The organism is Solibacillus sp. FSL R7-0668 (assembly GCF_038006205.1).
Classification (GTDB): Bacteria; Bacillota; Bacilli; order Bacillales_A; family Planococcaceae; genus Solibacillus.
In genome coordinates, this window is record NZ_JBBOUU010000002.1 from 91,386 (window position 1) to 115,351 (window position 23,966).

At 34.9% G+C, this 23,966-nt stretch carries 21 protein-coding genes and 1 pseudogene; 14 read left to right on the forward strand and 8 right to left on the reverse strand.

All coding sequences use genetic code 11. The features are described 5' to 3' along the window. The first annotated feature begins 127 nt into the window (after positions 1-127). From MKX47_RS20560 to spoIIP, 4 genes and pseudogenes are all read left to right on the forward strand, one after another. Positions 128-688: a DUF3967 domain-containing protein gene (locus tag MKX47_RS20560; protein WP_340778182.1), complete on the forward strand. Its 561-nt coding sequence runs from the start codon at positions 128-130 to the stop codon at positions 686-688. Positions 689-1,318: 630 nt separating this feature from the next. Next, positions 1,319-3,244, forward strand: a complete 1,926-nt coding sequence (locus MKX47_RS20565) for a penicillin-binding transpeptidase domain-containing protein (protein WP_340778183.1) — start codon at positions 1,319-1,321, stop codon at positions 3,242-3,244. Positions 3,245-3,367: 123 nt separating this feature from the next. Beyond that, positions 3,368-3,501: pseudogene (locus tag MKX47_RS20570) on the forward strand (IS30 family transposase); the annotation flags it as partial. Between the two features lie 97 nt (positions 3,502-3,598). Then, positions 3,599-4,576 carry a stage II sporulation protein P gene (gene spoIIP, locus MKX47_RS20575; RefSeq protein ID WP_340778186.1) on the forward strand — a complete coding sequence of 326 codons (978 nt, stop codon included), beginning with the start codon at positions 3,599-3,601 and terminating at the stop codon, positions 4,574-4,576. Between the two features lie 420 nt (positions 4,577-4,996). Here the strand turns inward: spoIIP and MKX47_RS20580 are convergent, their stop codons facing one another. From MKX47_RS20580 to MKX47_RS20610, 7 genes are all read right to left on the reverse strand, one after another. Continuing rightward, entirely contained in the window at positions 4,997-5,764 is a 768-nt protein-coding gene (locus MKX47_RS20580) for a lipid II flippase Amj family protein (protein ID WP_445683623.1), read from the reverse strand. A 132-nt stretch (positions 5,765-5,896) separates the two neighbouring features. Then, positions 5,897-6,451, reverse strand: a complete 555-nt coding sequence (locus MKX47_RS20585) for a TVP38/TMEM64 family protein (RefSeq protein ID WP_340778188.1) — start codon at positions 6,449-6,451, stop codon at positions 5,897-5,899. Between the two features lie 40 nt (positions 6,452-6,491). Then, positions 6,492-8,363 (reverse strand): asparagine synthase (glutamine-hydrolyzing), encoded by a 1,872-nt coding sequence (asnB, locus tag MKX47_RS20590; RefSeq protein WP_340778190.1) that lies wholly within the window; start codon positions 8,361-8,363, stop codon positions 6,492-6,494. A 585-nt stretch (positions 8,364-8,948) separates the two neighbouring features. After that, positions 8,949-10,346 carry a sensor histidine kinase gene (locus tag MKX47_RS20595; protein WP_340778192.1) on the reverse strand — a complete coding sequence of 466 codons (1,398 nt, stop codon included), beginning with the start codon at positions 10,344-10,346 and terminating at the stop codon, positions 8,949-8,951. After that, positions 10,343-11,047: a response regulator transcription factor gene (locus MKX47_RS20600; RefSeq protein ID WP_340778194.1), complete on the reverse strand. Its 705-nt coding sequence runs from the start codon at positions 11,045-11,047 to the stop codon at positions 10,343-10,345. The genes MKX47_RS20595 and MKX47_RS20600 overlap by 4 nt, the downstream gene beginning before the upstream one ends. A 15-nt stretch (positions 11,048-11,062) precedes the next feature. Further along, the gene (locus MKX47_RS20605) at positions 11,063-12,058 is read right to left on the reverse strand and encodes a rod shape-determining protein (protein ID WP_340778196.1); all 996 of its coding nucleotides are present in this window, start codon (positions 12,056-12,058) and stop codon (positions 11,063-11,065) included. Between the two features lie 351 nt (positions 12,059-12,409). Further along, the gene (locus MKX47_RS20610) at positions 12,410-13,450 is read right to left on the reverse strand and encodes a metal ABC transporter solute-binding protein, Zn/Mn family (RefSeq protein WP_340778198.1); all 1,041 of its coding nucleotides are present in this window, start codon (positions 13,448-13,450) and stop codon (positions 12,410-12,412) included. Between the two features lie 323 nt (positions 13,451-13,773). Here MKX47_RS20610 and MKX47_RS20615 point away from each other — a divergent pair, with 323 nt between their 5' ends. The 9 genes from MKX47_RS20615 to MKX47_RS20655 all read left to right on the forward strand — a co-directional run bounded on the left by MKX47_RS20615 (position 13,774) and on the right by MKX47_RS20655 (position 21,741). Then, on the forward strand, positions 13,774-14,568 hold the full coding sequence (locus MKX47_RS20615; protein WP_340778200.1) for an amino acid ABC transporter substrate-binding protein: 795 nt from the start codon (positions 13,774-13,776) through the stop codon (positions 14,566-14,568). Positions 14,569-14,640: 72 nt separating this feature from the next. Then, the gene (locus tag MKX47_RS20620; RefSeq protein ID WP_340778202.1) at positions 14,641-15,291 is read left to right on the forward strand and encodes an amino acid ABC transporter permease; all 651 of its coding nucleotides are present in this window, start codon (positions 14,641-14,643) and stop codon (positions 15,289-15,291) included. An 11-nt stretch (positions 15,292-15,302) separates the two neighbouring features. Continuing rightward, positions 15,303-16,043, forward strand: coding sequence for an amino acid ABC transporter ATP-binding protein (locus MKX47_RS20625; RefSeq protein WP_340778205.1), 741 nt, complete (start codon positions 15,303-15,305; stop codon positions 16,041-16,043). Between the two features lie 519 nt (positions 16,044-16,562). Further along, positions 16,563-17,273 (forward strand): cytochrome c biogenesis CcdA family protein, encoded by a 711-nt coding sequence (locus tag MKX47_RS20630; protein WP_340778207.1) that lies wholly within the window; start codon positions 16,563-16,565, stop codon positions 17,271-17,273. A 150-nt stretch (positions 17,274-17,423) separates the two neighbouring features. Next, positions 17,424-18,716 (forward strand): sensor histidine kinase, encoded by a 1,293-nt coding sequence (locus MKX47_RS20635; protein WP_340778209.1) that lies wholly within the window; start codon positions 17,424-17,426, stop codon positions 18,714-18,716. Between the two features lie 15 nt (positions 18,717-18,731). Beyond that, the gene (locus MKX47_RS20640) at positions 18,732-19,412 is read left to right on the forward strand and encodes a response regulator transcription factor (protein ID WP_340778211.1); all 681 of its coding nucleotides are present in this window, start codon (positions 18,732-18,734) and stop codon (positions 19,410-19,412) included. A gap of 31 nt (positions 19,413-19,443) precedes the next feature. Continuing rightward, positions 19,444-19,980, forward strand: a complete 537-nt coding sequence (locus tag MKX47_RS20645; RefSeq protein WP_340778215.1) for a CueP family metal-binding protein — start codon at positions 19,444-19,446, stop codon at positions 19,978-19,980. A gap of 84 nt (positions 19,981-20,064) precedes the next feature. Further along, on the forward strand, positions 20,065-20,988 hold the full coding sequence (locus tag MKX47_RS20650) for a F510_1955 family glycosylhydrolase (RefSeq protein ID WP_340778217.1): 924 nt from the start codon (positions 20,065-20,067) through the stop codon (positions 20,986-20,988). A gap of 18 nt (positions 20,989-21,006) precedes the next feature. Then, positions 21,007-21,741, forward strand: coding sequence for an urease accessory protein UreH domain-containing protein (locus tag MKX47_RS20655; RefSeq protein WP_340778219.1), 735 nt, complete (start codon positions 21,007-21,009; stop codon positions 21,739-21,741). 91 nt (positions 21,742-21,832) lie between these two features. On the opposite strand, the gene MKX47_RS20660 is transcribed toward MKX47_RS20655, so the two are convergent. Next, positions 21,833-22,747: a C40 family peptidase gene (locus tag MKX47_RS20660; protein WP_340778221.1), complete on the reverse strand. Its 915-nt coding sequence runs from the start codon at positions 22,745-22,747 to the stop codon at positions 21,833-21,835. A 260-nt stretch (positions 22,748-23,007) separates the two neighbouring features. On the opposite strand from MKX47_RS20660, the gene MKX47_RS20665 reads away from it, so the two are divergent. Beyond that, positions 23,008-23,928, forward strand: a complete 921-nt coding sequence (locus tag MKX47_RS20665; RefSeq protein ID WP_340778222.1) for a plastocyanin/azurin family copper-binding protein — start codon at positions 23,008-23,010, stop codon at positions 23,926-23,928. Positions 23,929-23,966: the final 38 nt, after the last annotated feature.

A 23,966-nucleotide genomic window follows, 5' to 3' on the forward strand; every position in this document is an offset into this window, starting at 1 on the left:
GTTACATCAGATATGTCGGATATATCAGTTACGTCAGCTATATCTGATATGTCTTAATTTGTAGAACGATTTATAAAGGAATGTAGTGAGTTTTTACGAATTGTTAGTATTAAAGGGGTGATAGGTTATGTCTGATACATCGAATATAACTTTTATATCGGATATATCTGATACAACAAGTGATGGCGAGCTTATTTATGACACTGTAACGGTAAGTAAAATGATGGGGGTCCAGGAAAGTACGCTGAGAAAATATTGTGCGTTAATGCAAAAGCATCACTATAAATTTAATAAAAATTCAGTAGGGCATCGTGTTTTTTTTCCAAGAGATGTAGAGATTATAAAGAAAATTGTAACGCTTAAAAATTCGGGATCGTTAACATTGAGTGAAGCAGTAAAAGCGATATTGGAGTCTGATATAGACGATATAACAGATGCAGCACCTATAGCAAACCCTGATTACAGTAAGCTATTAGAAGAGTTTGAGACATTTAAAAATAATCAAATGCAGTTCAACCAGAAACTGTTGGAGCGATTAGAAAAGCAGCAAAACTATATTGAAAATAGTATTGATGAAAGAGATAAGAAGTTAATGTTGGCCATAAAAGAATCTATGGAAACAAGAAGACAATTAGCTACAGAGGAAGAGAAGAAAAAGTCCTGGTGGAAATTTTGGAGGGAAACCTAATTAGATTTGGGGGCAATAAGACTTTTAGGCGAAACCCTAGGAACATATCGGCTCGCTAAGACTATGATATATCAGGTATATCAGGTATATATGAATAGATATAGATGTTATATCGTCAATACTCAATGATCTCAAAAAAAAGAGCGTTCAGACGAATCGAAATGGGGATTACCCGCTAACTTGCAAAAAACGTCTGAGCGCTTTTGAATTTTGCAGAGTTTCTTCTATAATTTACCGAATATATTCCCAAATTGGTATTGGAATATATTTGATAGAAAAGCAGGTGAAGCTACGAATGTAGCTCTACCTGCTTATTTCTTTTTATCCGTATTACTTTTCAAAAGCTCTTCTAACACTTCCAATCTATCTCTAGTGGAAATAGATTATCCGTGAATTCTGGGGAATTTTAAACCGTTATTATTGAGATTTTAACACCGATGTTCACAGTAAGCTTACCATGTTGAATGTTATCTATTATGGAACAATGGATACCAGAAGAATTGTACAAATCTCGAACTTTCGAAGAAACACCTGTTGAAAAGAGAAGAATACCCCACAAGATTAACCAAAGTATTAGAATAGATAATTATTTGAATTCATACTTTGTTAAAAATGAGGTGTGAGTTTCGAATGAAGTGGATAGCAACCAATTCAAAAAAACGCTTAAATTTAATCATCTATGGATTCATTCTATTTGGGTTAGCCGTTGTTATCAGACTGTTTTATGTTCAAGTTATAAAACATGATGAACTAACAGAACTTGCGAAAGAAAACTGGGATAGAGAAATTCCGTTTGCTTTTGAAAGAGGTGAAATTGTAGATCGTAATGGTGAAGTTATTGTTACGAATGAACTTGCGCCGACACTTTATTTTATGCCTTCACAAAACGATAATATTGAAGAAGCAGCAAAACAAATTGCTTCGGTGTTAGATTTAGATGCTCAAAAATTGTATGAGAAAATGAACAAGCGCGCTTATTTAGTTAAACTTGCACCAGAAGCAAAAAATATTACGTATAAGCAAGCTGTAGAAATTCAAAATCTTGAAATTGACGGGCTGTATAGTGGAGTAGATTATATCAGAATGTATCCATATGGAAACTTATTATCTCGATTTATTGGATTTACAGGGTATGATACTCAAGGTCTTGCAGGTATTGAATATCAATATGATAAAGCATTAACTTCTAAAGATGCAGCGATTCGACTATTTACAGATGCAAAAGGAAATTCTTTACCTCATGTTGATGATGAACAGCGTGAGGGTAAGCAAGGAGCAACCATAGAACTAACCATTGATTTGGAAGTGCAAATGGTTGTTGAAAGAGAATTATCGCAAGCAATGGAAAAATATAATGCTGACCAAGCTTTAGCCATTGCGATGGATGTTAATACTGGCGAAATATTAGCGCTCTCATCCTATCCTACATTTAATCCTGCTAAATTTGAAGACGTAGACCAATCAATATATAACCGAAATTTACCTGTATGGATGACATATGAACCAGGTTCTACATTTAAAATTATTACACTAAGTGCAGCACTTGAAGAAAATGTTGTAGATTTAGAAAAAGATATGTTTTATGACAAGGGATATACAATGGTAGAAGGAACAAGGCTTCGTTGTTGGAAACGTGAAGGGCATGGCAGTGAAACATTTTTAGAAGTTGTAGAAGATTCATGTAACCCAGGTTTCATTGAAATGGGTCAACGTGTTGGTTCTAAGAAGCTCTTACAATATATAAAAGATTTTGGCTTTGGTAAAAGTACTGGTTCGAACATTACTGGTGAATCCTCAGGAATTTTATTTTCTGAAGAAGGATTTGGACCAGTGGAACACGCGACGACCTCGTTTGGTCAAGGGATTGCCGTTACACCAATCCAACAAGTCCAAGCCGTTGCGGCTGCAGTAAATGGTGGGAATTTATATACCCCGTACGTTGTATCAAAAGTAGTTGATTTAGAAACTGGTAATACCGTACTTGAAAATAAAACAGAATTGAAACGTACGGTGATTAGCGAAGAAACTTCTGCAAAAGTTCGCGCTGCATTAGAATCAGTCGTGGCCAATGGTTCTGGTCGAGCAGCATATCGAGATGGTCTACGCATTGGAGGGAAAACCGGAACTGCACAAAAAGTAGTAGATGGTCGTTATAAAGATGGAGAATATATCGTATCATTTATTGGATTTGCACCTGCTGATAATCCAAAAGTGGTTGTTTATGTTGCGATCGATAATCCGAAGAGTTCTACTGTTTTTGGTAGTACCATTGCTGCGCCAATTGTTGGACAAATAATTGAAGATATTGCACCAAAGGTTGGTATTAAAGTTGATCGTGAAGGTCAACTTGAAAAGCAATATCGTTGGGGTGACCCGTTAACAGACAGAGTTCCAAATTTAGTGGGGTATTCTGTTGATCAAATTAAGAAATTGCAATATCCATTTAAAATTGAAATACATGGAAAGGGGAAAATTGTAACGTCCCAATTACCAGAACCAAACAATCTAATTCAACAAGATGGTACAATTCATCTTTATTTAGAAGAAGACAATTAATCTGTGACTGATTTTCCAAAAGCTTGTTAACGTATAGAATCACAAAATCATTGCTATATATCTATGCAGTGGTTACCATCGTTACTAAAATACAAATAGTGCTCCCTACTTGTTAGAATTATGGATGAAAACGGGAACGGCTTACTGCGGGAGTTCTATTCAAGAAAACGAATTTCGCTAATGTCGCACCGGATAAGATGAAACAAGCACTCGATTTCATTAACATTCGACCAAGGAAATGCCTTGAAACTGCGTAGGAGGCTTTTGAGAAGACTGTTAAACTTAATTTGACAAACGCTCAAATTTTAATATTAGATTTACCTCTAACATATAGTTATTCGAGGTGAATCTAATATGAAATATAAGGTACAATTTTTTTTAGGATATATGCTTCTATTATTTGTATTACCAATGATTGTAGCCAATTTTACTAGTAATGTTTATCAAGAAAAAATTGTAGTTGCTGAACAATATGAAAGTAATCTAGAACAATCAATTGTAGAACCAAGTAACCTCCAAGAAAATGTGGTTCAAGAACAGGGTAAAAATAATGCTGAAAAAGACGTGGTTGCAGAACAGGATAAAAGTCACCCAGAGCAAGATGATAATAAACCACTTGAACAAACTTCCAACAGTATGGATTCTATTAGTATTAAACAAACTGAATCTAAATTAGCTTTAGTACTTTTCACACATTCACACGAGACTTTTATTCCTATGGTAGAAAGTGAATATGGCAAAACACCAGTTTACCATTCAAACTCAAACATTATGGAATTTGAAAATGTTATTAAAAATGATTTTGAGCTTAATTCCATCCGTACGGAATTCCTTGAAGTTGATACAATGGCTGAAATGGAAAAAACTAATCGCAAGTTCTCAGAGGCATATGCAGTTGTTCGTCCTTATCTTTTTAAACAAATAAAAACTAGTAACTATGATATTATCATTGATTTACACAGAGATTCCGCAAAGAGAGATATTACAACATTAAATCACAAAAATGTAAATTATGGAAAACTTTATTTTGTAGTAGGCGAAAATAATCCGAATTATTCCTCAAATAAAGGATTGGCTGATACCTTGTCATCTAAATTGAACGAAATGATACCTGGAATATCCCGCGGTGTTATCGGGAAAAAGGGCGATCATGTAGACGGTATCTATAATCAAGATCTTTCTAAAAATATGATATTAATTGAACTTGGAGGGATAGAAAATACTCAAGATGAGATTAATCGCACCATATCAGTACTTTCTAGAGCGATTTCCCTTGTTTTACAAGAAGTGCCTCTAGAGAACAAAGTTGCATCTAATACTGGAACAAACTGAATTAAAAAATGCATCCTGAAAATTTATAATATAATATGATACCTGTGGTTAGGACACTTGAAAAAGAGTAATTTAACTTCAGGTGTTTTTTATACCTATTTATGATTTGTTACTTTTCCAACTATAGTAGAAGTCCAGGCATCCCTGCCGTTTCTAATGAGCTCTGTGGCATGCATGTGGCGTAACACCTGGACTGTGCCGTTTTGCCAATCTCCTTAATAGGTCTAACAAACTGGATAGGCTACACTAAGTTGGACAGATTAAATTAGGGCTTGTAAAATTAGACTACTAACTTAAGGGAGCGTGCTTTTATGACATGTCCACGTAAAACGTATACAGAGCCAAATTTAAACTGCAAATGGTGAAACAGTATATGTACATTTATTTATCCATTTGGTCCTCTCGTTAGTATGATTAAAGTTAAGCTATAAATTTAGTAAACCATGCGATATAATGCGCACCTGGAATAAAGAGCACTTGTGCAAAAAGTGTACCAAGCAGACGTGACATGACCATAAACATAGTCGTTTGTTTTAATTGCACATAACTGCCACGACCATTCAGTACATCATCTGCTAGAATAGAAATTTTGGGATCAATGAAAAGAATTAATAATATAGTTGCCATGCCATTAATTAAACCAGATGCCATAACAGCTGTTGCAGCTCGCTCCGGTACGAGTAATGCAGCATACAGTGCTGATAGAACACCAATTGTATATATAGCAGTTATCAGTATGTTAAATAGCATCAGTTTAATAGGTATGGTTTTAAGTGAGATCCCCTTAAAATGCTGTAAACTTGGGATTTGTATATGTTTTATACTTTGAATAATATAGCTACGCGTACAAACGGTTTTAAGCAATGCTGGCATTGAGCCACGATTGTTAGCCAAATGAACAATGGCTCTAGAAAATAGTGCAATAAATGTTGGAAACAATAGGGCACCTATAATTGTTCCAATAGAAGCAGCGCCAATAATGATACGAAATTGACTTTCTACATACGTAAGTGCATCTTCTTTTGGAGCCAAATCAATGAGACTGCCTGTAAAGGGCTGCTGCATCATATTCGCTAGCCGTGACACCATCACAAGTATATTAAATAAAGCAAAGGCTGAAGCGAGTAGTTTGACTCTTGCGCCAGATAATCGCACAGCATAAGCGAGTGTTTCAATGGAATGAATCATACAGATAAATAAAGCAATGATGATAAGCTGTGTTGTAATCACGGATGTTCTCCTTAGTAGGGTGATAGGAAACCCCCTCCTTAAATGATTTGTTTAAAGAGGGGATAGTCCATTATTTTGCGTTGACTAGGTTTATTGGCGCCACTTTTGCTTCAGCTTTTTCCCGATTAAAAATAGTACGAGTATATAAAGCGCAATGATAAATACAGTATCCCAATTGCCGGCTGCTATTTGATGACCAGCAAGGGAAAAGGCTACTATAGTTGGTAGCTTACCTAAAAATGTTGCAGCGAAAAAGGCACTGAGATTTACATTTGATATACCTGCAATTAAATTAATGCCCGCAGAAGGTAAAACTGGAATGATACGACCAAGCAAAATAGCTAAAAACCCGTTTTCTTCAATTAAAGCAAGGTATTTCGTTAAATACTGTCTCTTTATTAAATATTTTTGAGCGATAGGCCGTAGTAAGTTTTTACTTAAGAGAAATAAAAGGACGGACCCGAGCGTTGTCCCAAGCATATTAATTGCAAGACCAGGCAAAAACGCATGATTACTTGCAATGAATGTTGCCAGTATAGGAATTGGCGCAAAAGGAATCATCGAAACGAGTACCATCAGAAAAAAATGATAAAGCCATGCTAATGGTCTTTCATTTTGTATGATGTCTAATAATAATTGATCCATAATAGTTCCTTTAAGTTGTTTTAGCTTTAGTATAGCTAATTTAATATGGCCAATCGAGCTCCACACATTTTTCAGGGAAATATTGTTCGTACCAGATACAAAATACATAAACTGTCCAAACGTAGCGACCATAATCGGCTTTCTTTTCATAGTGAGCATCTAAGTAGTGTAATAAAAGCTGTTGATCGAAAAATTCATGGATATATGCTTTTTTAAATGTGTGTAATACCATTTGAAAGTATTTTTCTTCCCGTAACCAGTGACGCATAGGAACAGGGAAGCCAAGTTTTTTACGTTTTGCCCAGTCTTCAGGCAATTCTTCCAGAGCAGCTTTACGAAGTGCAATCTTTGTATCAGCTGTTGTAACTTTATAGTCGGTTGGAATACTACTTGCCACATTAAAAACTTCCTTATCTAAAAATGGTACGCGTAATTCCAGTGAATGGGCCATGCTCATCTTGTCGGCTTTCAGTAAAATCTGACTCGGTAGCCAAACATGTAAGTCGAGGTACTGCATTTTTGTTGCATCGTCTGCACCTTGTATTTTGTCATAATACGGCTTTACAATATCCCAAACAGATGGTCCTTTATGATATTTTTCATTAAGAAGTGCAAGTGCATCATCTTCCCGCCAAACAAAGGCATGCCCAATAAAACGTTCTTCAATGGATTTTGCCCCGTTGTTTAAAAAGTTTGTGTAACGGTTTTTCGGTAAAGGTTTTGCAATGGCTGCTAGCATTTGGCGTACAGGTGCAGGGATTTTTGTATACTTATTCATTTTCACAGAAGGCTTATACCACTCATAACCGCCAAACAATTCGTCTGCCCCTTCACCAGAAAGAACAACCGTTACATCCTTACTCGCTAGCTCGGCTAAGAAGTAAAGAGGGAGTGACGAAAGGTTTGAATCTGGTTCATCCATATGCCACTGGATTTTAGGCAAGGCTTCAAATACTTCATCTGCTGTAATATGCTTATGCTTATTTTCAAATTGCAATTCCTCTGATAAGGCTTTCGCTAAAGACGTTTCATCAAACATCGATTCATAACCTTTAAAACCGACACTATATGTTATATCTGGTTGTAGTAACTTAGCGATATAGCTAGAATCCACACCACCTGATAAAAATGAACCCACTTTAACATCACTTACTGTATGTGCCTCGACAGAATTCTGTATGACCTCTTTAATGTTCTGAACATGTGTCGTCAAGGGGTCTGTTGAAGTCATAAATTGATGTGACCAGTAGGATTTTATTTGAATATTACCATTTTGAATGAGCATATATGAACCTGGTGTTAGCTTATAAACGCCTTTGAAAAATGTTTCATCCATTGCTGGATATTGAAATGTTAAATATGGACGTAATGCCTTTTCATTTAATTCTTTTTTAAATGTTGGATGTGAAAGAAACGATTTGATTTCAGAGCCAAATAGAAGCGATTGATCCGTTGTCTGCTGTGTATAATAAAGTGGCTTAATGCCAAAAGGGTCACGTGCAATGAACTGAATATCTCGTTTTTTATCCCAAATACAAAAGGCGAACATGCCACGGAGCTTTTGTAAGATTTTAAGCCCGTAATGTAGATAACCTTTTAATAAAACTTCTGTATCTGAAGACGTATTAAACGTATATCCATAATGTGTCAGCTCTTCCCGTAATTCACGGAAATTATAAATTTCGCCGTTAAAAACAAGCACTACGTCACCATCTTCTGATGAAAAAGGCTGACTAGCAGCTGAGCTTAAATCGAGAATGCTTAGTCGACGGAAACCTAAAGTAACTCGGTCATCCGAGTAAATACCGTCACTGTTAGGGCCTCGGTGAATAATTGTTTTTAACATTTGTTCAATTGTTTCTTTATATTGAATTGGCTGTGAGCCATGTATAAATCCTACAAATCCGCACATTTTGTACACCTCATTAATCTTGATAAGCAACAGTATAGAGGAGGGATTTGTAGAAAATATGTAGAAAATAAACTTTTGAAAAGTATAAACTGTACCTAATAAGATAGACATTTTGAAAGTAGTCTATCCTATAGGGTAATTTTGTTTATAATGAGAAAGAAGATGGAGAGCGGATTGAAATGCCTAAAAGATACTTTATGAAAAAAGAACAGGAACAATTGAAATGTAATCCTATCCCCAATTCCCAGCAATGGTGAAACGAATGGATTTAGGCCAATCCATGTCACATTGAGGGAACTGTTGGGACATTGCGCCTCAAGAATCCTTCTTGGTCATTTTAAAGACGAAATAAATCTAAACGATTCGAACAATAGAAGAAGTATAACGAGAAATCAAGAGTTACATGACGTACTACAATCATTATCGTGGGCAATGAAATTAAAAAAGCTGCCGCCTGCAAAATCCAGACAGCAGCTTCAACAAGTTGCCTAGGCTTTTTCAAAACCTTGCAAATCCGTAAATAACGATTTCATTCATATAATAACCCCTCCTAATATTGTTTTCCTTGAATCTAATGGCATATTATTAATTTTTAGGTAAGTCAATAGGCAGACTTAAAGTAAATGTAGTGCCCTTGCCGATTGAACTTTGCACATCAATTTCACCATATAAATGTTTTGTTAATTCAGAAACAATTGCTAATCCAAGTCCAGATCCACCTAAATTTCGTGCACGTGATTTTTCTACACGATGAAAACGATTGAAAATAAAAGGTAAATCCTCTTGGGGAATACCTGGTCCTTCATCACGAACGATAAATTGGATTTGTTTTTCTATAAAGCAAACTTGAATGTTGATATCGCCATCTTCTGAGTAATGAACTGCATTTTCGACGAGATTCATTAAAATTTGTTCAAGACGTAGGCCATCTGTATATATATCGGGTAAGTTCGGTTGTAAGCATAAAATTATACGATTATTCGTATTGTTTACCTTTAGATTTACTTTTTCTACAATGGATTCGACTAAATCTTCAATATCGATATATTGCCTATACAGTTGGAAAGAACCTTCTTCCATTTTGGAAAGTTCGAACAATTCTTGAATTAACTTTGCTAATCGATTCGCTTCACTTTCTATAATCGAAGCATATTTTTCGAGTTCTTCAGGGGTTTCATAGCGTTTATTTTTAATAATTTCGCCGTAGCCCTTTAAATACGATGTCGGTGTTCGAAGTTCATGTGAAATATTTGCTAAAAATTCACTTCGGTTGGTCCGGTAATCATTAAGCTCTACACTTAAGTCATTAATGGCCTTCGCCAAAGAGCCTATTTCGTCACTTGAAGGTACGTTTACTTTTGTTTTAAGGTTTCCCTTGGCAATTTCACGCGTGGCCTTTTCCATTTCAACTAACGGACGGCTCAAGCGCCATGAAAGGAAAATTGTATAACCTAAAGCTAAAATGATGGCACCAAGTATGGTACGAATAATCCAGTCACGTACGGCGTGCATTTTGTCGTGAATTTCACTAATCGAAGAAAAAATGATTACACCTCCACTGAGGTTTCCATCTTTCATGAAAGGCTTTACAATATAATAAATATTTTCTTCTGTTTCAGGTATCACGCGCTCACCAGCTAAATATTTCTCCACTTGTATGCGTGAAAGCCAGTCTTCAGAGATTTTACTGCCCTTATGGTATTCAAGGTAACCTTCTGACTGAATGAAGCCATTCTTATCAAAAAAAGCTAAATTATGATCAGTAAGCGACTCAATATTCGAATACACATTCGGATCATCCTTCATCGTTTCTATAATTGCCACTTCAATTCGATCGCCCAAAGCACGAACATTTTCATCTAAATACAGTGAATAGACGTTTAAGAAAATACGATCGATTAAAATTGCAAATGGGATTAGGATGCTTAGGAATAGTAGCATAATTACGATGCCAAGCTTCGTTACAACACTATTTTTTTTCATACCCGTGCCTCTGGTATGATTAGCTGATAGCCCACACCCCAAACGGTTTGAATAATTTTCGCACCAGGTCGCACTTTCTTAAATTTTAAACGAATATTTTTTACATGTGAGTCAATGGCTCGTAGTTCACGTTCATCAGAATAATCCCATAACAGTTCAAGTAATTTTTCACGAGTAAATACGCGTTCAGGTGATTCAGCAAGAAGTACAAGTAGCTGAAATTCTTTACTTGTAAGCTCAATTAGATGATGATCAAACGTCACGCTGCGATTATCAAGGTTGATAACTAGAGTTCTGTTGTTTAACGATAAAATTTGTGTATCACTTTTTTCATCTTCATTAAAGGCAGAACGGCGTAGGAGAGACTTCATACGAGCAATAAGCTCTTTAAATTCAAAAGGCTTTGTAACATAATCATCAGCCCCTAGCTCTAGCCCTTTTACAGTATCAGATAAATCGGTGCGAGCTGTAACCATTAGAATGGGCACGTTTGAAGAATTTCGAATTTCCTTACATAGATCAAAGCCACTGATATAAGGTAGCATGACGTCTAATAAAATGAGATCAAATTCTTGTGTTTCAAGTATTTGCAGGGCATCTGCGCCGTTACCACTAATTGTTAAATTAAATTGACTTTGAAGTTGGATTTGCATGAGTTCCTGCATATATTGTTCGTCTTCAACGATTAAAATCTTTTTCATACAAATCGCTCCTTTTCACTTAATTATGTTAGGCGCATCAACAATTTTCGCAGTCCCTTTAGCAACGCTTTCTAAGGGAGTTTCCGCTATAATTACAGGTAATTGAGTGATTTCGCTTATAATTCTTTCAAGTTGTGGTAAAAGTGCCACACCACCACTTAATATTAGGCCACGCTCAATAATATCCGAGGCAAGTTCTGGCGGGGTTTGTTCTAAAGTTTGTTTAATAACCAAACTAATCTGCTCAATCGCCTCTTCTAAAACTAAGGCAATTTCACTAGCTGTAACTTTTACTGTACGTGGGAGACCTGTGACTATGTCTCGACCACGCACATCAAGTATCCCGTTTTCTTCTTCTTTAAAGAGATTAATTTTAATATGTTCAGCTGTTGCTTCTCCAATAACTAATTGATGATTATTTTTAACATGCTTGGTTATAAGGCGATCCATTTCATCCCCAGCGATTTTTATTGAATTTGAGACAACAACTCCACCGAGTGAAAGAATGGCTACTTCTGTTGTGCCCCCTCCAATATCGACAATCATTGAGCCCGTTGGTTCCCAAACGGGCAGTCCTGCACCAATGGCAGCAGCAAAAGTTTCCTCAATGATAATGGCTTCTTTTGCTCCAGCTTGCATCGTAGCATCAATTACAGCTCTACGCTCCACACTCGTTAGATGCGTTGGGGTAGAGACAACTATAAACGGTTTTCGTCCAACCAAACTTTTTTGTGTTAATGCCTTTATAAAATGTTGAATCATTTCAGTTGTTGCCTGAAAATCTGCAACTACTCCGTCACGAATGGGACGAATGGTTTCAATTCCAGCATGTGTACGACCTTGCATTGCCTTTGCATCATGACCAACCGCAATCGTTTTTTTTGTAAGTGTATTTTTAGCAAGTATAGAAGGCTCGTTATAAACGATACCTTTGTTTTTCACATAAATTAATGTATTGGCTGTTCCTAGGTCAATTCCAATTCCTGGTCCGAATTTTTGAAATAATTGCATGAAAAATTTCTCCTAATCTTTAATGTTAAAACAATGAAGATAGTATAACGAGAAAGTTTGTGAAAAGTGTGTAGTATTTATATTTTTTGTAGTAGTTTTTTGAAATGCGAATGATATTTCCATGTAAGAAAAATGGCACGTATTACCAAATAAATTGCAATGGATAACCATACACCAAGGATACCCATTTCTAAATAAATCCCTAATAAATATACCCCTAAAATACGGATACCCCACATACCAATAGCAGTGCTTTATAACGGTGATTTTGTATCCCCAATTGCTTGTAGGACAGGGGATATTTTTATGTAAAAAGAGGGAGAACTTAAATAAGTTCTTCGAAAAAGCCAATTACTTTGTTAAAGCTTGGCGTAATGTTTCGATATTTTTTTCCATTAGGGTGAAATAATTTTCGTTATTTTGAAAATCTTCATCGGTTAAGACACTTAAGTTATGCAGCGTAAGCGATTTTGCCCCAAGCTCTTCTTGGATGACTTCCGTTAGTTTTGATGATACATTTTGTTCAAATAATACATACTGGATATTGCGCTCTTTTGCCATTTTGACAAGCTCGACAAGCTCAGCTTGAGAAGGCTCATCTTGAGAGTTTAGACCAGAGATGGCTACTTGCTCTAAATTATAGGCACCTGCAATATAGCCAAATGCTGCATGTGAAACGAAGAAGGTGTTATTTGATACACTTGTAGTCATTTCTTCAAAGGCAGTATCTAAGCTTTCTAATTCAGTGACTAACTGTGTGTAGTTATCTTCAAAAACAGCAGCTTGTTCAGGCATTTCTTCGACTAAATTTTCTTTAATCGCTAAGGCTAAGTCTTTTGAAATGTCTGTAGATAGCCAAACATGTGGATCTAATTCACCGTGACCATGACCTTTATGGCCCGATTCTTCTTCAACCGTTTCATCCTCATGTGAATCTGTGTTTGGCTCTTCCGAATGCTCTGCGTGTTCCTCAGCCGTTTCGCCTTCATGTGAATCCACTTCGCCTGTGCTAATCGCTAATTTTTCATCTGAAACATTGTCCGTCGTTGCAATAAATTGCAAATCTTCATTTGCTAATGTTTCCTTCGCATTCTCTACAAAGCCCTCTAAGCCGAGACCAATATAAAAGAGCACATCTGCATTGGCAAAATCAATCATGTCTTTTTGAGTTGGCTCAAATGAATGTTCATTTGCACCAGGTGGGTAAACCGATTCGACATCTACATATTCACCGCCGATAACCTCAGTGAAGTAAGTAAGCGGATAAACCGTTGTATATACTTTTACTTGTTCCGTCGTATTCTCAGTTGTTTGTTTTTCTTCTTCAGTATTCCCGCAGGCTGCTAGTAATAAGCCACTAGTTACTAGAAGGGGGGCTAACCATTTTTTCATGTTCTAATTCCTTTCAAATCGTAACGATTACGTTTAATGAGTGTAAATATACAGCATAGAAATGTTGCTGACAAGTAAAAATTTTTCAATTAATTATTTTGTCACAAATCAAAATTCTTCATTTTAATTTTTCTCCATACTTTCTCCACATTTCGATATTATAATCGCAATTATTCGCTAGAGCGCACATCTTAATAAAGTGGATTTAGTAGTATTGTTAAAGAGAAGGCCAATCTTTAACAATTCATTTTTTTGCACAAACACTTTAGTTCACTAGTGTATTAGTGAGTGGAATTAAATTAAATGAGTTTAGGAGCTTTGACATGAAAAAAATTACAACATTATTAGTGGGTCTAGCTGCAACAGCAACAATCTTAGCTGCTTGTGGCGATACAGAGGAATCGACTTCTTCGAGTAAAACAGAAGAGAAGGAAGTATTAATTATTGGGATTGATGATAAATTTGCCCCAATGGGATTCAGAGATGAAACCAATGAGATTGTGGGCTTTGATATTGATTATGCACGTGCTGCTGCAGATCAAATGGGAGTTGAGGTAGAATTTCAACCAATTGATTGGAAAACTAAAGAAGTAGAACTTGCAAGTAGTCGTATCGATTTAATTTGGAATGGTTATACGATTACAGATGAACGTAAGGAGAAAGTGTTATTCACGGAACCTTATTTAGAAAATGCTCAAGTTGTAATGACGCTGAAAGATTCTGAACTTGCGTCAATTGAAGACTTAGCAGGAAAAGATGTAGGGATTCAAGCCTTATCTTCGGCAGTAGATGCGATTAACGCGCATTCTGTTAAAGATGAAATTGCTTCTTTATCTGAATACGGTGATAACGTATTAGCATTAACAGATTTAAAGGCAGGCCGTACACAGGCGGTTATTATTGATTCAGTCGTTGGCGAATATTACATGACACAGGAGCCAGACACATTCAAAATTTTAGATGACGCCTTAGCGCCAGAGCAGTACGGAGTTGGTGTGAAAAAAGGGAATGAGGAACTTTTAGAAGAGTTACAGGCAGCGTTAGACATAATGAATGAAAACGGTGTTGCAGCCAAAATTTCAGAGAAATGGTTTGGCGAAGACCGCATTTTAAAATAATGACAAAAGGTAAGAGCTTCATTTAAAAAGCTCTTATCTTTTTCTGTTCATGATAGAGAGGGAGTGTAAGTAATGGATTTTCAAACCGTTGTCCTTCCAATGCTAGAAGGCGCAAAAATGACCGTTTTACTATTTATAATCGTCATTATACTTGCTGTTCCACTCGGTTTCTTACTCACATTAGCAGTTCAAAGTAAATGGAAAGCAGTTGTAGCGTTAGCAAGTACGTATATATATGTCATGCGTGGTACACCGCTGCTTTTACAATTACTTATCATTTGTTTTGGTCTGCCGATGATTCCAGGTATTGGTGAATACCTTGTACTAGACCGATTTGTCGCAGCATGTATTGGCTTTATTTTAAATTACGCAGCGTATTTTGCAGAGATTTTTAGAGGTGGCTTACTATCGATTGATAAAGGGCAATACGAGGCTGCACAAGTTCTTGGATTAAATAAATTTCAAACGATGACAAAAGTAATTATTCCACAAATGATTCGTGTAGCATTACCAGCTATATCAAATGAATCTGTGACTTTAGTAAAAGATACAGCACTTCTATATGCAGTAGCAGTACCGGAGCTGTTACACTTTGCGCAAACAGCCGTCAATCGTGACTTTACGATTACGCCTTATTTTGTGGCCGGTGTGATTTATTTACTGATGACGTTACTACTAACATGGTTCTTTAAAGGCTTAGAAAAAAGATTTAAATACGAATAGAGGTGTGTACAATGATTGAAGTGAAAAATTTGGCGAAAGCATTTGGCATATCAAAAGTTCTACAGGATATTTCCTTTTCGGTAGAAAAAAATGAAGTGATTGCCATTCTTGGTCCCTCTGGTTCTGGAAAAAGTACGTTACTTAGAAGCTTAGTCAATTTAGAGCGTATTGATTTTGGTGATATTATCATTGATGGACAGGCTTTAGTGAAGAATGGGGCATATGCAACACCTCAAACGAGGAAACAAATCACAGCTAAAATGGGGATGGTATTTCAAAATTTTAATTTGTTTCCTCATTTAACAGTGCGTGAAAATCTAGAATTAACTCCGAAGCAATTGAAATTATTCTCAAAAGAGGAGATTCAAAGACAAAGTGAAGAGCTTCTAACAAAGGTAGGATTAATAGAAAAGGCGAACGAATATCCAGCAAAGCTATCGGGTGGGCAAAAACAGCGCGTAGCGATTGCAAGAGCGTTAATGTTAAAGCCCAAAATTTTGCTGTTTGATGAGCCGACATCAGCCCTTGATCCTGAATTAACAGGAGAGGTATTAAAGGTTATGAAAGAATTAGCGCAGGAAAATATGACAATGCTTGTTGTGACCCATGAAATGGGCTTTGCAAAAGAAGTAGCTGACCGTATTGTATTTATGGATAGTGGTGAGATTATTGAAAGTGGTTCACCAAGGGAATTTTTTAGTAATCCTCAAAGTAGAAGAGCTCAATTATTTTTGCAAAACCACTTAAAGTAGAAAAACAACTATGACTGAAGTTTATTGAAAGTCATAAAAACAGTATAACCAATGTTTATAGAAGAGTTTTAAAATTCCAGAAAACCAGCGGTCCTAAGCCTTTTTGTATTTACCTAAACTTTTATTTAAAAATATTTACTAATAAACCAGATGAAACAGCATGTCATAAATGCTGCTATATCTGGTTTAAATTTTGCATATCTTTTTCCTATATCTTCAATCTCTCATTTTCTAAAGCGATTAACTAAACGCAATAAATATCTTTGTAATATTTAAGAAGCCTAATATTGCAAAGATATTTCCATTGGTAATCATATTCCCCTTGACATTATAAAATCGGCTAGTGGTTTGGGTAGCAAATAATGTAGAGTTATTGATCTGTATATAAATAGTACTAGGATCAGTCCAATTAATCTGCATAATTTCTCCATATTTATTTCTTATACTAGCTTCGTAGAAATAACAAGAACTATTACTAAAGAAATGAATACGGTTTTATGAAAGGATAAGTGAAGATATTTGGTTAGTCAATTAAATCTATTTCTTGCATTTGGAGCTGGACTTTTATCTTTTATATCTCCATGTTCACTACCGCTATATCCAGCATTTCTTTCTTATATTACAGGAATCTCCTTTAATGAACTGAAAGAAGAAAAGGGCATATTTAATCGCAAAGCATTATTACATACATTACTTTTTTTATTAGGCTTTTCTATCATCTTTATGGCATTAGGTTTTTCAACTTCTTTTATTGGGACGCTGTTCATTCAGTATCAAGATTTACTTAGACAAGTGGGTGCAATTATTATTGTCATTTTTGGTTTAGTAATTCTCGGAGTCTTCAAATTTGATTTTCTTCAATCGGAAAAAAGGTTTTTATTTAAAAAAAGACCAAAGGGATATTTAGGTACGATCATTATCGGTATGGGGTTTGCTGCAGGTTGGACTCCATGCACTGGACCAATCTTAGCAGGAGTTATTGCTTTAGGAATATCGGATCCAGATAGAGGCATGTGGTATATGTTATTTTATGTACTTGGTTTTTCTATCCCATTTTTAATCATGTCCCTATTTATAGGAAAAATGAAGTTTCTTCAAAAACGTAGCGACCTTTTTATGAAAATAGGTGGCATAATTATGATTATCATGGGAATTTTATTGTATTTTGATTGGATGACAAAAATTATTGCGTTATTAACACCCTTTTTTGGTGGATTCACAGGGTTTTAGAAAGCCAATTGAATTTAAATAAAAATGATCCATTCCAAATGTGGTTATAAGATTTTTGATGCGAGGAGAGTAAAAATAAAAGTGAATAAAATATCTACAAAATTGGCAGTATGCTTCTTTATAGTGGTGCTAATAATGGAGTCGCTTTTGATGTATTACCTTCATCAAAATATGATTGATAATAAAATAGAAGAAGAGTTTTCGTTGTTATTAGCAAATGGTGCAAATCACCGAGACGTGCTAATGGAACATTATTCAGATACAACGATAAAACATATCGTGTTGATGGAAAAGAATGGAAATCGAGAGGTAATGATATTAGACAAAACAGGTACCATTATTGGTAGTTCCGATAAATCCTATATGTTGCAAGAAGAGTATCAACTTTTTGTAGATGATTTTAATAGGGATAAAGATGAAATATTAGTTTCAGATTGGAGAAATCTACCGTACATTGTTAGCGTACATCCTTACAAAGTTGAGAGCAATCAATCAGGTTTTGTCCTTATGTTTCAAAGTACAAATTCAATTAATCAAATGGTAGAAGATATGAATATGCATTTTGTCATATCAGGCATTATAGGTTTGATTGTTTTATTTCTTGTGTATGCCTTACTATCTAAAGTTCTAACTAGACCGTTAATCCGAATGAAAGAAGCAACTGAGAAATTAAGTAAAGGTGATTTTGAAGTAAATTTACCGCGTTTAGGAAATGATGAACTAGGTGATTTATCAAAATCCATTCATAAATTAGCAAAAGACTTAGAACGCTTAAAGAAAGAAAGAAATGAATTCCTAGCTTCTATTGCTCATGAATTAAATACACCGTTAACATATTTGATAGGGTATTCGAAAGTTGCAATAAGAGAAGAATTGAGTGAAGGGGAACGTAAATATTATCTGAAAATTATTGGTGAAGAATCCGATCGAATGAAGGATCTAATGAAGAATTTATTAGATTTGGCTAGAATGGATGAAAACTCCTTCACCGTTTCTAAAGAACATTTTTTTGCCAAACCATTTTTAGAAAGTATTTACAAGTTTGTTCTTCCTTCGTTTGATATAAAAGAAATAAAACTAAATCTTGTTTGTGAAAGCAACTTTCAAATATATGCTGATTCTATTCGATTAGAACAAGTTATTCTAAATTTATTGGATAATGCCTTAAAGTATTCTAGTGAAAATTCAGAAGTCGTTTTAAACGCATATGAAAAGGATGGCAAAACAGTTATTTCTGTAACTGACACTGGTATTGGGATTCCATCAGATGAAATAGAGTATATTTTTGAAAAATTATATCGAGTTGAAAAATCAAGGTCACGTGCATACGGCGGCTCAGGAATTGGTCTCGCTGTTGTGAAAGAGTTAGTAGAGGCGCACGGAGGGACCATCGAGGTTAAAAGCAAAATAGGGCAAGGAAGTACATTTAAAATAATAATATAAAGGGGGTGAGAGTAAATGCAAACCGTTCTTTTAGTGGATGATGAACAAAGGATGTTAGATCTAGTTGAATTATTTCTAATCCCACAAGGGTTTGAATGTATAAAAGAAACAAGCGGAAAAAATGCTTTAGAAATACTAAAAAAAGAAAAAGTAAATTTAGTTATTTTAGATGTAATGATGCCCGAAATGGATGGATGGGAAGTTTGTAAAAAGATACGTGAGTTTTCACAAGTCCCTATAATTATGCTTACTGCAAGATCAGATAAACAAAATTTAGTAAAGGGATTAAACATCGGTGCTGACGATTATCTCTCTAAACCATTTGATGAGGGAGAATTGATTGCGAGAGTAAATGCGATTTTACGGAGATTTTCGGAAGAAGAAAAAGGTAATAATGCAAATATTGTTTACAATAAGTTTTTTTTAGATACGGAAAAGTACTCCTTACATTACGGAAATTTGAAAGCCCAGCTCACATTAAAAGAATTTTATATTGTGAAAGCGCTAATTTCTAGACCTTCTAAAATTTATATTCGTGAAGAATTGCTCAATGCTGCTTGGGATTATGAAACAGAAACAGATATACGAACAGTTGATTCACATATTCGGAATTTGAGGGATAAATTAAAAAAAGCAGGCTTTCCTACAAATGAATTTCTAAAGACGGCCTGGGGGATCGGTTATAAATGGAATTAATTTAAATAAAATACATGAGGTAAAAAACAATATGAAATTAAAAATGCTTATTAGTACTATTTTTGTAGTTGTTCTACTGGTAGGTTGTAGTGAAGAAAATAAGATTGAGGTAAACAGTTCCATAAAAAAAGAAACTCGAGAGATTAAGGAATTAGTAGAAGATTATAGTGCACGAACTATTACAGCTAAGTCCGCTTCTATAACATCCAAACAACTATTGGTGACAGATAATAATGGAAATGAGCAAGCTTATGAACTTCCGAAAGATGAATTTTTTGTTTCAATTGCCCCTTACATAAACGAAACACATCCTTGCGAAAACCACAGTTTAACCGGATGCCAGGGTGAAATGGTGAGTGAACAGTTCGATGTATACATTGAGGATACTGAAGGTAATGTCCTAGTAGATGACACATTAAAAACAGAAGCAAATGGGTTTATTGATTTATGGTTACCCCGTCAACAATCGTTTCAAATAAAAATTGAGCATCAAGGAAAAACGGTTGAATCCGAATTTTCTACATTTGAAAATGACGGTACTTGTATCACAACAATGCAATTAATTTAGGGATTAAACACATTTCATTAAAGTATGTTCTAATGAAATACAAAAGGTAAGGTGTCAAAATTTATATAAATGAGGGGAAAAGTTGTGAAAAAATTTAAGCTTTTTATTGGAATACTATCAGCCATTGCAATTTTAACAGCTTGTAACTCTGAAGATAAATACTCTTTTGAGGAAGTGAAAAATAGTCAAATTGACCATGTACATGGTTTAGGCTATACAAATGGAGGAGAAGAGTTCGTCGTTGCCACCCATTATGGTTTATACCAGTACGGGAATGATGGTTGGCAAGAAGCTAATAGTGAAAAACATGATTATATGGGCTTTTCTGCTGTACGAGAGGGATTTTATGCAAGTGGGCATCCAGAGAAAGGATCAAAACTTAAAAATCCATTGGGACTTATTAAAAGCACAGATAGAGGTGCAACTTTAGAACAATTAGCTTTTTATGGAGAAATTGATTTTCATTACTTAACTGCGGGATATGATTCGAATGCTGTCTATGTATTCAATGAGACACCCACTGAAAAATTAAAGGGTGGATTAAATTATTCTCTAGATGAGGGAAAAACTTGGACCCAAGCAACAATGAATGGTCTTAGTACAACTTATATATCAAATTTTGCTGCACACCCATCAAAAGAAGAATTACTCTTAGTAGGTAGTAAAGAGGGCATATATATTTCAACCGATTATGGACAAAACTTTTCAATATTAAATTCAAATCAGATGGTCACGTACGTTACATTAAATGAGGCTGCCGGATATTATACAAATTTTGATAATAACAAAGTACATCTAAAGTCTTTTTCTTTAGAGAAGGGTTCAGAAAAGAATATAGAATTACCTGAAGAAATAATGACAGACCCTATTATCTTTATCGCCCTAAATCCTAATAATGAAAAAGAGATTGTTATAATTACAAATAATTTAAATATATACCAATCTAAAGATCAAGGATTAACTTGGGACAATCTAGCTTTCAATGGTAAATTAACTTCCAATAACTAACTAGAAGGTGACAATAAAATGTATAGTTTTTTGTCTCAAATAAGTCAAATAATAAGTGACCCAGTCTCTACTTTTTTACATTCATATGATCATTCACCAATTTTTATAGCTCTTCTTCTAGGGTTAATTGGCGCTGTTGCACCATGTCAGTTGACAGGAAACATTAGTGCAATAACCCTTTATGGAAACCGAACGATTCAAATGAACAATAGTTGGGGGGTAATTACCTCTTTCATTATTGGGAAAGTAATGGTCTATAGCGCAATCGGATTATTAGCATGGTTTTTCGGACAATCGTTTGAAACAAAAATGACGGAGTACTTTCCATTATTCCGTAAAATAATTGGTCCTTTATTAATTATTACTGGACTTGTCCTGGTAGGGTTTTTAAAGTTCCAATTTTTAGATCGCTTAACTCTTCATATTCCAGAAAGTTTGAAAAAGGGAAAGGTAGGCTCATTCCTTTTAGGAGCAAGTTTTGCCATTGCATTTTGTCCAACAATGTTTGTCCTCTTTTTCGTTTGGTTAATGCCTACGGTAGTGTCGACTTCTTACGGGCTAGTGCTCCCTGCAATATTTGGGATTGCAACATCTATTCCTCTTATTATTATCTTAGGGCTAATATGGTATTTTGATGTAAAAGGCTTAATCATGAAAAAGAGCATGAAGGTTGGAAGAGTCATTCAAAGGATTGCTGGATTTATGCTAATTTTCATTGGCTTCCTTGATACAATTACTTATTGGGGATTTTAAAACTAAAAATAATGCTTGGGGGGATCCATTGCCCTAAGCATTATTTTTGTATAGACTTATTGTTCTTTTCTAATATACATTATTCGTTATTTTATTTAGTTAAACGATTTAAAAAAACATCTAAATGTTTTAAAGTCACCTTATCGTTTACACCAAATTCTCCATTATCTTTACCATTTGTAATCTGATTTGAAGCTAAAATTGCTACATAATCACTTGCCCAATGAGATGTTGAAACATCTGAGAAGTTTTTAACATCACCTTGTTGTTTTAGATTGAAAGCCTCTACTAAAACTTTTGCAAGCTGTACACGTGTAATAGGGGATGCAGGATTAAATTTACCGTTCGCATCACCACTAAATATACCTAGCTTGTTTAATACTGTTACAGCACCTGCATATTCAGAAGCTGGTTTTACATCTGTGAATGATGAACTTGTCTCAGAGATATTTAATCCTAATGCTTTTGCAAGTTGAAGAGCTACTTCACCACGAGATGCATAAACACTGAAGTCAATTTCAGCATTTTTAACTTCACCTTTTTCTTCAGTTGTGAAATCTGCAACACGTTTGGCTCCAATGTAACGAGATCCCCAGTAATAAGGGTCGTTTATTTTATCTATCTTAACACCCGAGCTTGGTGTTGCTGATATAAATTTGCCACTTCCTATGTATATTCCAACATGAGAAACACCTGAACCGAAAGTATTAAAAAATACGAGATCGCCAGCGACTAATTCGCTCTTTGAAACAGAAGTACCTTGTTGATATTGTGCTTTTGAAGTTCGGTCTAAGGAAATACTCAAATTTGAAAATACTAATTGTGTATAGGCCGAACAATCAACACCTGTATTTATATTTGTTCCTCCCAGTTTATAGGGAGCACCAAGATAATTTTTTGCAGTAGTTGTTAAGTCAGATACTGCTGCTGCTTCTGTATTATGTGCACCTACACTTGTGAAAATCATGAAGGATGCAAAAATTGGTAGTAACCATTTTTTCTTCAACTATTACCTTACTCCTCTCAGCAACACCGATTTATATGAACAATGTAAGATTAACACAGAAAAGAGAAGTTTAATTTTTCATTTAGGTAACAAAATTATGCAGATTAATGCAAAATAATTGTTTAAATTCCTTCAATTGCTCTATAAATCTTGTATTTATTTAGTTTCTTGTTGTAGTCATAAGAATCTTTAATTAAATAACAAATGCATGCATACCATATAAGGGTATAAAATTATAAGAAGTTAGAAAGGGTGGATTGATGGCATTTTATCAAATATTCATTTTAGCCTCACTGACAGTACTAACAATTTTGGTATTGCTGATATCTAGAAATGCAAAAAAACAAATTAATTCGATGCAATGCATGATGATAACAATGTTTTTTAGTATGAACACTGGTTTAACAGTAGGGATCCTCTTTGGTGCTTCATTTCAAGGTGATTTATTTTTTTCAACAATATTAGCTTGCCTAATAGGTTCTGTTGTAGGGTTATTAATTGGTATGAACTATAGTTTGCTATCTGTATTAGAGGGCATAATGACTGGATTAATGAGTGGCATGATGGGTGCAATGTTAGGAGAAATGATAAATGAAGATCAGTCAATTTATTTAGTGAGAATTTTCCTCTTCTTATCAATTTCAACACTCTTTTTATTTGCTATTCTTCCAAGAAAAAATGGTAAAGAATACTTGCAAAGCAGAGTGGCAATTTTAAAACCTTTATTAATTGGAATATTTATTACAGCTTATTTTTTGGGAGGGGTAACATTTGCAGAGAAACAGGTCAAAATTAAAGAGCCATTAATACATAACAACCATTCACAGCCCAAAACAGAGGACAAACAGGCCATAGATTCGAGGGATATTACTATTCAGACTATTAATATGAAATATTCCTCAACAGAAATTGTATTAGAAAAGGGTCAACAAGTAAATCTAATACTAAGCAATCAAGATAATGTAGAACATGATATCGAAGTGATAATTCCAAATTTTAACGATGACTCTCAATTGGAGCATAAACATCGTGCGCAAGATAATTTGATTCATTTACACGCAAAGCCTAAAGAAACACAGAGAATAGGTTTTACTCCAACAATGACTGGTTCATTCGAATTTATTTGTACAGTTCCTGGGCATAAAGAGTCGGGGATGGTTGGGAAAATAGTAGTGAAATAATGGAATGGGGCTAAACCACTCTTTTTTTAAAGAGTGCA